General features: G+C 57.9%; 14 protein-coding genes. 6 read left to right on the top strand and 8 right to left on the bottom strand.

Annotation, left to right across the window (positions count from 1 at the left end):
* Positions 1-12: 12 nt before the first annotated feature.
* Positions 13-492: a hypothetical protein gene (locus IPJ76_00440; GenBank protein QQR86726.1), complete on the bottom strand. Its 480-nt coding sequence runs from the start codon at positions 490-492 to the stop codon at positions 13-15.
* 177 nt (positions 493-669) lie between these two features.
* On the opposite strand from IPJ76_00440, the gene IPJ76_00435 reads away from it, so the two are divergent.
* Positions 670-981: a hypothetical protein gene (locus tag IPJ76_00435; GenBank protein QQR86725.1), complete on the top strand. Its 312-nt coding sequence runs from the start codon at positions 670-672 to the stop codon at positions 979-981.
* 175 nt (positions 982-1,156) lie between these two features.
* Here the strand turns inward: IPJ76_00435 and IPJ76_00430 are convergent, their stop codons facing one another.
* From IPJ76_00430 to IPJ76_00415, 4 genes are all read right to left on the bottom strand, one after another.
* Positions 1,157-2,737, bottom strand: a complete 1,581-nt coding sequence (locus IPJ76_00430; GenBank protein QQR86724.1) for a hypothetical protein — start codon at positions 2,735-2,737, stop codon at positions 1,157-1,159.
* Between the two features lie 83 nt (positions 2,738-2,820).
* Entirely contained in the window at positions 2,821-3,150 is a 330-nt protein-coding gene (locus IPJ76_00425) for a hypothetical protein (GenBank protein QQR86723.1), read from the bottom strand.
* Between the two features lie 58 nt (positions 3,151-3,208).
* Positions 3,209-3,667, bottom strand: a complete 459-nt coding sequence (locus IPJ76_00420; protein ID QQR86722.1) for a hypothetical protein — start codon at positions 3,665-3,667, stop codon at positions 3,209-3,211.
* Between the two features lie 237 nt (positions 3,668-3,904).
* Positions 3,905-4,924 carry a hypothetical protein gene (locus tag IPJ76_00415; GenBank protein ID QQR86721.1) on the bottom strand — a complete coding sequence of 340 codons (1,020 nt, stop codon included), beginning with the start codon at positions 4,922-4,924 and terminating at the stop codon, positions 3,905-3,907.
* 552 nt (positions 4,925-5,476) lie between these two features.
* On the opposite strand from IPJ76_00415, the gene IPJ76_00410 reads away from it, so the two are divergent.
* Positions 5,477-6,097, top strand: a complete 621-nt coding sequence (locus tag IPJ76_00410; protein QQR86720.1) for a fibronectin type III domain-containing protein — start codon at positions 5,477-5,479, stop codon at positions 6,095-6,097.
* An 11-nt stretch (positions 6,098-6,108) separates the two neighbouring features.
* A complete protein-coding gene (locus IPJ76_00405; protein QQR86719.1) occupies positions 6,109-6,780 on the top strand; it encodes a hypothetical protein in 672 nt (223 codons plus the stop codon).
* A gap of 123 nt (positions 6,781-6,903) precedes the next feature.
* Here the strand turns inward: IPJ76_00405 and IPJ76_00400 are convergent, their stop codons facing one another.
* Positions 6,904-8,193 (bottom strand): hypothetical protein, encoded by a 1,290-nt coding sequence (locus tag IPJ76_00400; protein QQR86718.1) that lies wholly within the window; start codon positions 8,191-8,193, stop codon positions 6,904-6,906.
* Positions 8,194-8,373: 180 nt separating this feature from the next.
* Here IPJ76_00400 and IPJ76_00395 point away from each other — a divergent pair, with 180 nt between their 5' ends.
* Positions 8,374-9,324, top strand: a complete 951-nt coding sequence (locus IPJ76_00395; protein ID QQR86717.1) for a 3'-5' exoribonuclease — start codon at positions 8,374-8,376, stop codon at positions 9,322-9,324.
* A gap of 14 nt (positions 9,325-9,338) precedes the next feature.
* On the opposite strand, the gene IPJ76_00390 is transcribed toward IPJ76_00395, so the two are convergent.
* Positions 9,339-9,668: a DUF2442 domain-containing protein gene (locus IPJ76_00390; protein ID QQR86716.1), complete on the bottom strand. Its 330-nt coding sequence runs from the start codon at positions 9,666-9,668 to the stop codon at positions 9,339-9,341.
* Between the two features lie 229 nt (positions 9,669-9,897).
* On the opposite strand from IPJ76_00390, the gene IPJ76_00385 reads away from it, so the two are divergent.
* Together IPJ76_00385 and IPJ76_00380 are read left to right on the top strand one after the other, a co-directional pair.
* Positions 9,898-10,272, top strand: a complete 375-nt coding sequence (locus IPJ76_00385; GenBank protein ID QQR86715.1) for a hypothetical protein — start codon at positions 9,898-9,900, stop codon at positions 10,270-10,272.
* Positions 10,273-10,451: 179 nt separating this feature from the next.
* Positions 10,452-11,042 carry a hypothetical protein gene (locus IPJ76_00380; protein QQR86714.1) on the top strand — a complete coding sequence of 197 codons (591 nt, stop codon included), beginning with the start codon at positions 10,452-10,454 and terminating at the stop codon, positions 11,040-11,042.
* A gap of 143 nt (positions 11,043-11,185) precedes the next feature.
* Here the strand turns inward: IPJ76_00380 and IPJ76_00375 are convergent, their stop codons facing one another.
* Positions 11,186-11,866, bottom strand: coding sequence for an HNH endonuclease (locus tag IPJ76_00375; GenBank protein QQR86713.1), 681 nt, complete (start codon positions 11,864-11,866; stop codon positions 11,186-11,188).
* Positions 11,867-11,885: the final 19 nt, after the last annotated feature.

Genomic DNA, 11,885 nt, shown 5'->3' with positions numbered 1-11,885 from the left:
GGGCAGATCGGTTCACGATCGGACCCGCTTGAACGACACCAACCGGTACGTGATCGAAAACGTGCCGCCACCGGCCGGACGGAAGTCGCCGCCAATGAGGTGGATGTTCGGCTTGATGGCAACGTTGAGCGGGTAGGCGAACAAACCGAACCCGGGTGAGAGAACCAGTGCACCTTCGTTGAAGTCGGTGTAGTAGGCTAGTTCCGCTCCGACACTGAAGAGGAACGCTGCCCAAGCGCCAACGCGCGGCGCCAGCACCGGACGGTCGTCGTGCAGGCCGAATTGCACCGATGCATGCGTTGCCGTTGCGATCGGATGGCGACCACCATACTTGCCACGCACCACGCCCAATTCAGCCATGTGGATCGGACCGCCGTCCTCAGCGCCGATCTCCTTGTTGTAGCCGGCCAGCAGCCCAAGTTCCTTCTTCACCTGGTGCGGCGCCACGAAGGCGGTGTCCTGGCCGCGAGCGACCAACGAAGCAACCAGCATCAACGGGAGCAGGGATCTCACAATGAGCCGCAGCTGCGGGCGCATGAACTCGGGTCCTGAATGCGCACTAGCTCAGGGTCAGAAAGCATGTTCAGACGCATAGTGCCCACACCACGTGTCCTTGTAGATGCTACCACAAACACCAGGTCCACCGTTGCCATGATAGTATCGCTCACAATGACATTTCTCGTAGTGGGCACATTGGCCATTGCCTTCAGCCTTGGACTGGTCTTGATGTGCGAGAAGGATCTGTTCTGCCTCCAGTTGGAGCTTATTTATCTCTTCACGGATCTCGGCGAACCGCTTTTTGGCGTCGTGGTAGGTGAGGTGTGTCATGTGGGGTTGGTTGTTGGTCGTGTTGTGATGGCCATGGTGTTGAACGGACGAGCGATCGTCAGCTCACCCAACCGGCGTCAGTCGGTTTCTGGAAATCAGCCGGAAGTTATGGATGGAACTTCTGCCCCCTCGTGCCTAGAAAAGCCGCGCTGACCTGCGATGACGGGACAGAAGGCAATGGCTCAAGAGGCCCTCGAAAAAAGTCCGGCGACTGGCTCAGGTTTGACCATCGGAGGCGAGCCCTCCGATGAGCAAGTGGAACGGCACGCGCACCTTCATACGGTGGTGTGCATCCGTCGGTCTTGTCGTTCCCTGCCTCAGGCAGTCCTCACTGCACAACGAACGCTTTCGACCATCGCACCCCGGCACTGGCATGCTGGCCTGTGATCACATACGATCCCGGTGAGAGCCCAGCTGTGCTCACCTGCCATCGAGTGCCCGGTTGGTCGAACTGCAACACCGCGCGGCCCGACACGTCGCGGATGACCAACGAGGCGGCAGTGCGGAGGTCAACGTTCAGTAACGAGCCTTGCGCAACCGGGTTGGGCCATGGGTTCGTGTTGTCGAACGCGTTGGTCTCGAGCAGTCCCACTGGTCCCACGGTTACCGTGACACTTGCGCTGCCTGTGCTACCGATAACCGTCACGGGCGTGTTGGTATTGGCGGTGTTCCCGTTGCCCAACTGACCATCGGCATTGCCGCCCCAGCCGAGCAGCGTTCCATTGGTGAGCCTTCCCAAGCTGGAGCCGTTCCCAGCATGAACACTGCTCCGGTCGTTCGTGATGAAAGTGGGCACGGCCAAGGGGAGGTTGTCACCGGTGCCGAGTTCACCTTGCTGGTTCGCACCCCAAGCGTACATATTCGCGACCGACCGGATGCCCAAGGTGTGCTCGAACCCGGCGTCCACCATGGACCAGTCGTTGGCCGTGCCGACCTGCACCGGCAGCGGTTCCGTCATGTTGTTGCCCTGGCCCAGTTCGTGGCTGACGTTGTTGCCCCATGCCCAAAGGCTGCCATCGGTCTTGATGGCCATGCAGTAGTAATAGCCCGCGCTCATGCTGCTGCAGTTCGTCAGCACCTGCACGGGCAAACCTTCGCTGGTGCCTGAACCGTTGCCGACTTGTCCGTAGTTGTTGTCGCCCCACACCCACAGCGTGCTGCTCGCGTTCTTCAAGCCCATGGAGTGGAAGCCCTGGGCATCAATATCCGTCCAGTCCGTGGCCGTGCCGCACGGGAACGGCGTAGGATGGTTCACGAAGGTGCCGTCGCCCAGTTGCCCCGATGCGTTCTCGCCCCAGCCCCAGAGCGTTCCCGAGGTGCGAAGTGCGATCGTGTGCCGCGACCCGGCCGCCACCTGCCACCAATCCGTGTCCGTGCCCACTTGCAACGGCTCCAGCACGAACAGGTCCGTTCCCTGGCCCACTTGGCCGTAGAGGTTCTCGCCCCATGCCCACATCGTGCCGTTGCTTTTCAGCGCCACGCTGTGTCCGTTGCCGGCTGCCACCGCCACCCAATCGTTGTCCGTGCCGATCTGCACGGGCGAGGGCTCCGTGTTGGTGCCGCCGGTGCCGAGCTGGCCGGAACCGTTGTACCCCCATGCCCACAGCGTATGGTCCTCGTGGATGGCCAGCACATGCCTGAACCCCATGGACACTTCCAGCCATGGGCAAACGGCGCTCACGGTGTAGGTGGTGGTGACCGTAGGGGACGCATCGACGAACTGGCCCGACGTGGACGACAATCCGATGGCGGGGCTCCACTGGTGGAAGTTGCCGCCGAAGGCGCTCAGTTGCGCGGTCTGTCCTGCTGCAATGACCGCAGGAACGGCAGTTGCGGTGATGTCGCATTGTGCCAAGGCTGTTGCGCCCCAGAGTGCTGCGCAGGTGAGGGTTGCGCCGTGGATCTTCATCGTGATGTGTTGTTTCGGGCATGGTGAAAGTAGCGGATAGGCAAACCGCTTGGTGCTTCCGGCGCGAGGCGATCCGGCCGGTATCAGCCCCAGTGGCCGCCCAAGTCTGGCGTGGCCAACCACAGGAGGCATACGGCCAGCATCAACAGCAGTACGAGCGCTAAGTGAACATTACGCCACGCGCGCCAGAACGGCGGCCAAGGCGCTTTGCGGCTCAGCCACGACAGCAGGGGGTAGATCACTTGCACCACAAGCAGATGGAACTCCGGCTGACCGTCGAGGTCGTGCCACCAGCGCAGGAAGACGTCTTCCGGCCGGTACCCGTGACCAACATGGTCCAACACCCACCACAGGTAAAAGCCGCCCACAAGCGCCGCGCTGAACAGCGCTTGAAGCAGATAGAGGAACCACATGGGGCGCAAACGGTAGGCAGGGGCAGGGAAGTGTGCAGGAGGTGAAGGCCTGGGCCGATCAACGCAGCCACGCCCTGTTCAGGCTGAAGTACAGCAAGAAGCCCACCGGGATGAAGCAGTAAAAGAACAGCAGCACGCCCACGATGGACAGGTAGATCGTCATGATCCACAGCAGCATGACGCCGACCGTGGCGAGCAGGTGCACGATGTTGGATGCCGCATAGATGTGGAAGCCCAGCCGCCTGCCCCGCAGCATCAGAGCGGCGCCGACCACGGCCCCAACGCAGGAGAGGATCACCACCAGCAGAAGCGTGTTGAGGGGTACGATGGCGGTCTGCCCCACGCTACCATTGGCCGAGCCCACGTGCAGCATACCGGCCTTGAACAGGTTGATGACGATGAGCAGCACGTTGCCCAGGATGGTGAGCAGGCATAGCGCTTTGAACAAGAGTGGGGCCTTCTGGACTGCTGGTTCCACCGTGCTGCTCAGCGTTTCCATTTCCTCGGTTCGGTTCATTCAGTCTGGGCACCTGTGATACGCCCCGGCCGGGCGGCCAAAGTCAAGGGGCCTTGCCGACGTTGCCGTTGATGAGGTGCCACAGTCTGTTGAAGGCAATGTAGTGCCGGGACGCGAGTGCAGTTGATCACATCCGCTCCTGGCGGCATCCAGCAAGGTTCAGCGCTCGACGGTAGCTCTGCATCGGTGCAAACCCGAGCTGCTGTGGGCCCGCACCGTTGACGCAACATTGACGCTTCAGCGCGTAATGCCCATCGCCTCGTTCATGCGCATGGGAGGCACCACGTGCAAGGCGCCATCAGCGTCCAGGCGCACATTGAAGGGATGAAAGTTGCCCTCGTACCACCAGTAGAACTGGTCGCTCACCGGTTGTGGATGTTCGTTGAACTCGGCTTGCACCGCGCCGTGGAATGCCCGGATGAACTGCACATGCGCCAGCGGCTCGCTCTTGTCTGCCTTGCACAGAATGGCAATTCCCTTGTGGGGCACAGCCAGCACCACACCCTGCTCACCGAAGACCTCCGGGTGCGACTTCCGGAGGCCGAGCAAGTAGCTCGCGCCGTAGTCATCGTTCATCACGAAGGTCACTTCCATGGAATCGCCCGGCTGCACTTCGGTGTTCTCGGTCACCACCTCCACGGGCTGGCGGTCCACATTGCGCTGTGCGTCATTGAACACCGAGTCCAAGGCAATGCCCCATGCGTCGAACGCGTCCCTTGGCACTGTCCGGAACGCGTCCAGCACATCGAGCATCAAGGTCGATCGCGTGCCCTGCAACTGCTCCCGGGTCACCATTGCGCTGTCGCTCATGTTGAACAGCTCCTTGTTGTAGATCCGGATGGAGAGGAACTCCCTCAACGTGGCGTAGTTGTTCATGTCGATGGCCGCAGCCGCATCCATTGACCCGAAGAGTTTTCCGTAGTACTCGTCGATCACGGCGGGCCAAGCGCTCCGGTCCGTTTCGTCCAAGCACAGCGCAACCAGGTTGTCCAGGTAGAACATGCTGGCGTGCTCGTTCCCTGGCGCGAGCTTCACGGCACCACCTTTCACGGACGCCACTTTGTAACGCTGGCCGATGCGCGTCAATGCGGCATCCACAAGCTGCCGGTACTCGCGCTTGGTGATCTTGCCGTCGTATGTCTCCGGTATGTCGTATTCAACGGATTGGGCACAAAGGCTGGTGCCCGAGCACATGGCCCATAGCACCAACGACAAGGACAAGCAGCGGCGCAGGGAAGAGAAGGTGAGGTATGGCATATCGCGAAGAAAGGAGGTGGAGCGCATAGCCGACAAGCGCACGGAACGGGCAGGTTAGCCTTCGTTCCCTGCACAACGCATGCGCGCTCATTACACCTCACACCGTAATGGCCATCTACGACGGTGAAATCGACTTTCTATTGGGCAGGTCCTTTCTTGACCGGTTCTCCTCATGGACCTTCTCTAGCGGCAATGAAAACCTTGTGCTCGTGAAATAGCACGGTCCCGGTCCTTGTCTTGGCCCTATTACCCCTCACTCCCCGGATAAGTAGGGGTACTTGTTGGGGCAGGTAAGCCTGCTCGCCTCACCCAGTAGCCATGGTGGCGCGTGAAGGCACGCGTAGCTGCTCGGCCTTGCACCATTGCTCGGCCTGCACAGGAGCCCAGCCTCCAGCGTAAAGTCGAGTTGAACCACTCGCGGAGCAGGCCTGGACCTTCGCACCGGTCAGCGTACTGCCCCTGACCAGCAACCATGCAGTACGCCGCAAGTACGGCTGCCGGTAACCCCGAGCACCACTGCTCCGTTGAAGCGGCACCGTTACTGACAAAGACATGAAAGGCAACATCAAGCTCACCCTCGGCCGCCAGACACCCGTAAAGGTGGCGGCTTTGATGCGCGTCGTTGTTTCAAGGATGAAGGACAATCCCCATTACCCGATGCCCTTGGTCCCGCTTGATGCCATGTCGGCCAAAGAGAAGGAACTTACCGCTGCCATACTGGAAGCGATCAATGGAAGTGGCGTGGCCCGTGCGGTGCGCAACAAGGTGCTGGCCGAGGCAAAGGAGATGCTGAACAAGCAAGCGGACTATGTGCGTGGCATTGCCAACGGGGACAAGGAGATACTTGCCACCAGCGGTTTCGAACTGCAACGCGACCGAACGTATGCCGGCGTTCCGGAGGCGCCGGTCAACTTGCAGAGTGCACCTATCGGTGGCGGTGCCGTCCGGTTGCGATGGAGCCGCGTGCGCGGTGCTGCAGCTTACATGGTGGAACGCACCAATGATGATCCGTCATCAGTTGAAGCTACCTGGTCGTTGCTGGAAGTGACCGTGAAGGCCCGCATCACCATCAAAGGCCTGGTGCGATTGAAGGAAGCTTGGTACCGCGTGCGCGCTGTTGGCGCTGAAGGCACGGGCCTTTACAGCAATCCCAAGAGCGCCTTCGCCTTGTAACGCTCTGCGCCATGGACCTGCCCTTGCACGCCATAGAAGCCCGGATCAACGGGGCGCGCAAGGACCTCCCCACGGTTTTCGGCAGGCTGAGCATGTTGGCGGGCCATTTCCGCCGCGCCATGGACCGCGGCACGGACAAGACAGAGCAGAACCCCAAGCAGAACATGGAAGGCGGCGAGGGCCGCGAATGGTTCGGTCGCATCCGCGTCACCGAGTTCCACACCCGGCTGTATGCCATTTACCACTGGACGGACAGCGCCACAGGCGTGCACGCCATCCAGTTCTGCGAGCAGGGGGCAGCCCTCGTCTTCGGCCCGCATTTCTGGAAACAGTACGGCGACCGCCACAAGAACGGCCGCGAGCACCTGTTCCTGATGCGCGAGTACTTCCAGCACAATGCCCATATCACCTTCGTGGACCAGGAGCGCCTCATCAAAGGCAAGCCCGGCGTGGTGGGCATCACGGAGCACGGTCTCGCGCTAGGCCACATCGAAACGCCGGACATCACCGTGTGCAACACGTACGTGGACAAGACCGACCTGCGCGACGACAAGAAGGAACTGCACTTCCGCTCCTTGGTGCACCATCGCATGCGCGACATGTCACCCGAGGTGCTGCTCAACATGAAGCGCTCCTTCCAAGAAGGCCTGGTGGCCATCGAGCAAGTGCTGAAGGCGGCGTAGCCTAGGAACTACTGAGGCGGGCCACAGGCCCTAGACCGAGGCGCACTCGCCGAAAAGGCGAGCGCGTGCATCAGTGTACATCCGAGCTGCTGCCGGGGAGCGCGTGCATCGGGCGGTGAGGAGTCAAAGAGGTTCACCGTGTTCTACAAAATGTGCCCTTAAAGCCCATTGCTCAAGGACGCCTTTCCATATCATGGGAGGCACTCCCGCCTTGTCCATGAATAGGCTCTTCAGTAGCATGATTATCCGTACAAAACCTGCTTCGAGAGCACGGTCAGCGAGAATTTCTTTCGAGGACTTGGACAGATGCGCGATGTGGTGTCGAGTCTTTACGAGGAGGTCGGTATAGTTCCGGAAGTCCTGAAGGATCTGGGCGTTGTCGCGACTCGTCGATCTAGGGACCAGAAGGTGCCCCCAATACACCTTAAAGTCATCCCAGAGTAGTTCGGCTTCTGTACCTCGGCGTTTTCCTATTGACCTACCGGCCAGTTCGGCATCAATGCCTTGCAGCGCCGTATAGGCCATGAAGAATCGAACATCAGCGGGTAAGTCGCGGAACCAGATCACCCGTAAGAGGTTGTCCATCCACGGTGACTTCAGGTCAAGAAGCATCCAGCACCCGAGCAACTTGTCAAGGTGCGCTTTGCATTCATTCCAGGGCAGTTGGAGTACACCAGTCTGGAACGCTGCCGCCCCAGTTGATGTTGGCATCTTGAGCTGGTTGACCAGATGGACTCTTCGTCCGTGGTTCTTACTCGTGAAAACAATCTCTTCCGAGCCTTGTGGCCGATGGAGCATGAACTCCCAGAAGTTGCCCACTTTGTTCACGTTGGGCAGCATATCCCCCACCAACTGCTGCTCCTCGAAGTCCACGATCAGCTTGTTGCTATGCTTCACAGTATGTTCTCCGTAGGGGCCGGGCAAGACAAGGAATCCGATGTTGATCCACGTACTTCCGATTCCGCGAAGGGGTGTTTCGTAGTGATTGGACCTCGTGCATAGGATGTCAATCTGGTGCATGCTGCGCGTTATCGAGCGAACACCGACCTCGTCGAAGTAGTGGTGACTTTGCCCGAGGATCAACTCGGCCCGGTCAAAAGTCTCAACGAAAGGGGCGAAGTCTTTGGGGCCGACCAACGCGTGGTCGAAAGTGTAGGTGTTCAATATGCCTCTGTTGTAGAGGTCACCTGACTGGTAACTCACCTCTGGCAGGTAGACTTTTCCATGCTGGGTATGCGCCACGAGAGCGTGTAGATCCTGCTGGAATTCTGCCCCGGTCATTGGGATTCTCAGGATGCCCCCCTCGGAGGGAGTGTATGTAAGGTCCGAATCAGGGTATGACTTTGGTCCGGTCGTACTGTCAAACTCTACTGTACAGCGGACGGGTTCTTGGAGGAGATGGACATAGCTCATATTCGAATGGTATGAACACGCTGGACGACAGCAAGAACTACGAACTGGGCCTTAAGCAAACGAGCCGCTGCGGGGGGCTCGCGACGTTGCGGACTGAGCCGCGCTCGCCAAATTGATGTCAGATGCATCTGCCAACAAGTATTGCTAAACACGCTTGTTTTAGGGGCCAAATTCTCTGTTGTGTCATACCAACTTAACCTCCTAGCGATACGTGAACTGAACTTCACTGCGCTTGATTTCGAGACGCTGAATGATGAGCGAAGCAGCCTTTGCGCCATTGGTGTCGTTCAGGTGCGCGATGGTCGTATCGCGCGAACGTGGAAGCAGTTGGTGCGGCCGCGTGAGATGCGCGCGGGGGCCGTCCATTTTTCAGTCCATCGGATCACGCTGTCAGATTTGGAAGTGTCGCCCAAGTTGGAACAAGTTTGGGAACAGCTCTGCGGCTTCCTGGATGGTGAACTCGTCGTGGCCCACAATGCGGAATTTGACCTTGCCGTGCTGCGAAGTGCGGCAGGCTTGAACAACCTCATTTTACCGTCCTTCCGGTCGTTGTGCACGCTAAAGCTGGCAAGACTTGCCTACCCGGACCTTGAACACCATGGGCTATCGGACATGTGCGAGCATCTTGGAGTTGCTTTGGCGCATCATGACTATTTGGAAGATGCGCGAGGGTGTGCTGAGTTGGCCGTTCGGGCGTTGCCTTTGGTGCATGACAGCCAGTTGGACCTGTACGGTACAAACCTGACATCGAGCAGCTCGTTCGAGAAAGAGGTTCGAAAGCACGGCTACGATGAAGCCAAGAAGGCCAAAGACTTTGACAGGAGTTTGTTGCGTCCGGACTTTGAGGGAAGGGACAACAGCCACCCATTCTACAAGGCCAAGGTCGTCTTCACTGGCGATCTTGTGTCGATGGACCGACAAGAAGCGGCAAGTCGAGTTCAACAACTCGGCGCCGACATAAATCAGAGCATTAGCAAGCTCACCAAATTCGTGATCGTGGGCGCGAGCCCCGGACCATCGAAGATGGCCAAAGTCGCCGCGCTGAAGGCGGCTGGCGCTGACATCAACGTTCTTGAGGAGGATGAGTTCCGTGCGATGCTCGATAGCTCCCCGACTCACGACAGGAGCTAAGACATCCTACTCGTTCAACGTGGTTGGAATCGCCGCAACGCTTCCTGCTGCGCCGCATCCCGAATGAACCCGCGCAGTGAAAGGTCCTCATCCACGGCCTCCCAGTGTACGCCGATGCCGCCACCTATGAGGCGCCACTTTTTGAGCTGTCGGCCGCTGGCTTTGTTCAAGCGCTCGAAGTCCGTGATGCGGGCTTGCAACACGTCGCCGCTGTTCAGTACGATGGCCAAGAGGTCCAACTCCTTGTAAGGGTGTACGTCGGCAATACGCAAGCCTTCGTGCAGGATCATCGCCTCGATGGGGTCAGACCCGTTGTATGCTACTGGCTTGGCCCTGCGTTTCATGTCGTCTACTCCCTCACCATCCCCATCACCTTCTCCACCACGTCCTCCACGCGGGCTTGCTGGGGTAGTCGCCCCGAAAGTAGGGGCAGGTCCTGGGCTTAGATCGTCGGCGACCAGGCCACGCATCCCTCGAAGCTGAACTTCTTGTCGAGTTGATCTCCGGATCATGACACGGCGTGCACCCGAGTTTCTGCTGGGTTGGTAAGTTTGTAAGCACGAACGAATATCGATGAAGCAGGCTGCCGAAACACCTATGACGGAACTTCAAAAGGGCAAAGTCAAGAGATTCGCCGAGGACATGGTCTTGACAATCGACTCAATGGGTTATCGACAGCGAAGGACCGAACTCGATGAAATACGAAGTCTAATTGTCAAAGGTGGCTTTGAAGGTGCATATAGGCGCATTCTTGAGCTAAGTACTGTCAAACCACTCCTCTTATCTGATAGGCACTACGAGCTCTTTGTGAAGGGCTACAGGAGGCTGGCTAGCAAGTATGAAAAACTCTTGGACGCACACTCACATCAGAGGATAGAGTTCGTCAAAGTGTTCAGGACGTCGTTTGTGGATGCCCTGGCTCTACTAGACCGAGAGGGTAGTCGCTGAGATGGCGTTGTTAGTCGCACAACGGCTTAGGTCAGCATTCTCTAGCATCTCACTTCCTCAATCTTCGTTGCCAGGACCTGTTCCGGTTTAGCTCAGGACCACGAGCACTATTGATCTCGGGACTCTTGCTGAGAACCACCAATAACTTGGCTTGGCCAATCAGATAGAACAGCGTAGACATGGCTTGGGAGACGAAAGACGTGTTCACTGCATTAGGTGCTGGGCTTGGAACACTTGCCTTTCTACAGAACACCTATCGGTCTGTGGTCACGGAGAACAAGGAGAAATGGAAGAGCCTTCAGCAGATATGTACAAAGTCCGACTTCGAAGTTGTGCTCTGGGCGCTTGGGAAAGGGGAGACGCGTGTCGATGGTGACTGTCTGAAAAGGATTCTTGACTTGTGCATGCGTATTCAACATAAGAATGAGGAAGTGGCTTTCAAGACAGTATTCTTCAACTCGTTCAAGCGACACCTAGAATTTCTTCAAGACCATGGAATGTGGCTGGACTATGATGTCATTCACTGCTGCTGGACCTTCGATTTGCCAGCAACGATACCAGGTGTGTCGTACTGTGTATTGAATCCAGCGCTGCTTGATCGAAGCAATGAGTTGGCCGACACAACGGAGGAGGATCTCGTGGAAGCGCACCTTGACGAGATGCACGCGACCATCTACTGCATGCTTCAGGAGTACAAGGCGATAGAACGAAAGGCGAACCGAGGTGACTTCGAGTACGTTCTTCCTTGGAAGTGGTGGCGTTATAGGTGAACGCTAGCGGTCCTTGGAACAGAGACTCGCCGTGGGTGATAGACCACGTGAAGTGAGGGAAGTCCAGCGTTTCATTGCACCGGAAAGGAGCGTGAGCATCACTGGACTATAGCCAAGGATTCAGCGCACACCCGATCTGATACTCATAGGAGCGGTGTGATTATCTTGTTGCTCTTGCCCTGGTTGCAGTCCTCACACGCGGCACGTAGGTTCGAGATGTCATCGGTTCCGCCTTCTGCCACTGGAATGTGATGGTCAACTTGCAGCTTGACGCCATCGTCTTTTGACCTGTTGCAGTACTGGCAAGTGAACTTGTCTCTTTGGAGGATTTCAAAACGAAGCTTCTTCGATATGCTAACCCGTTTCGGTTTCAATGGCGACTCGGCCGACCTGCCCAGCCTAGTTGGCAACGTGTCGTACGCGTGCTTACTGAACTCCGAGCACTCAGAAAAGTGTTTGTGCTCAAGCCTTTGCTCTCGTTTTCCGTTCTCGTAGTTCCAGCTTCCTCCGCAGCTTGCGGTCCCCTCCATACCACCGAGCTGATGCTCATGGTCGAATAGATTCACTTCAGGACACATTCCATGGAAGTACCCAGATTTCCTGTCGCGCGCTGCCTGCCAAACCGGTGCTTCACCAAAGTAGCCGATTGCTTTCTCTGCAAAGTCCTTCGGTAGGTAGCCCTTCAACGCTTGTACGACATCGTCCTGTCTGTAGTCGCCGTAGAAGTACATAGTGAACATTCGACGCGCACAGTATTCAAGGATTGGGCATCGCTTTGGGAGCCCTTCGGCTCGGCTCTGCTTGAAGTAGTCCTCCTTCTTCATGGATCGGTAGCTCATTCCC

The sequence above is a fragment of the Flavobacteriales bacterium genome (assembly GCA_016699575.1).
Lineage (GTDB): Bacteria > Bacteroidota > Bacteroidia > Flavobacteriales_F > PHOS-HE28 > PHOS-HE28.
The sequence above is the reverse complement of the archived record's forward strand: the minus strand, read 5'-3'. Positions and strand labels throughout refer to the sequence as shown.

Coding starts and splice junctions, on each gene's coding strand:
- IPJ76_00440 (QQR86726.1), bottom strand. CDS start 492: ATGCTGGTTGCTTCGTTGGTCGCTCGCGGCCAGGACACCGCCTTCGTG.
- IPJ76_00435 (QQR86725.1), top strand. CDS start 670: ATGACATTTCTCGTAGTGGGCACATTGGCCATTGCCTTCAGCCTTGGA.
- IPJ76_00430 (QQR86724.1), bottom strand. CDS start 2,737: ATGAAGATCCACGGCGCAACCCTCACCTGCGCAGCACTCTGGGGCGCA.
- IPJ76_00425 (QQR86723.1), bottom strand. CDS start 3,150: ATGTGGTTCCTCTATCTGCTTCAAGCGCTGTTCAGCGCGGCGCTTGTG.
- IPJ76_00420 (QQR86722.1), bottom strand. CDS start 3,667: ATGAACCGAACCGAGGAAATGGAAACGCTGAGCAGCACGGTGGAACCA.
- IPJ76_00415 (QQR86721.1), bottom strand. CDS start 4,924: ATGCCATACCTCACCTTCTCTTCCCTGCGCCGCTGCTTGTCCTTGTCG.
- IPJ76_00410 (QQR86720.1), top strand. CDS start 5,477: ATGAAAGGCAACATCAAGCTCACCCTCGGCCGCCAGACACCCGTAAAG.
- IPJ76_00405 (QQR86719.1), top strand. CDS start 6,109: ATGGACCTGCCCTTGCACGCCATAGAAGCCCGGATCAACGGGGCGCGC.
- IPJ76_00400 (QQR86718.1), bottom strand. CDS start 8,193: ATGAGCTATGTCCATCTCCTCCAAGAACCCGTCCGCTGTACAGTAGAG.
- IPJ76_00390 (QQR86716.1), bottom strand. CDS start 9,668: ATGAAACGCAGGGCCAAGCCAGTAGCATACAACGGGTCTGACCCCATC.
- IPJ76_00385 (QQR86715.1), top strand. CDS start 9,898: ATGAAGCAGGCTGCCGAAACACCTATGACGGAACTTCAAAAGGGCAAA.
- IPJ76_00380 (QQR86714.1), top strand. CDS start 10,452: ATGGCTTGGGAGACGAAAGACGTGTTCACTGCATTAGGTGCTGGGCTT.
- IPJ76_00375 (QQR86713.1), bottom strand. CDS start 11,866: ATGAAGAAGGAGGACTACTTCAAGCAGAGCCGAGCCGAAGGGCTCCCA.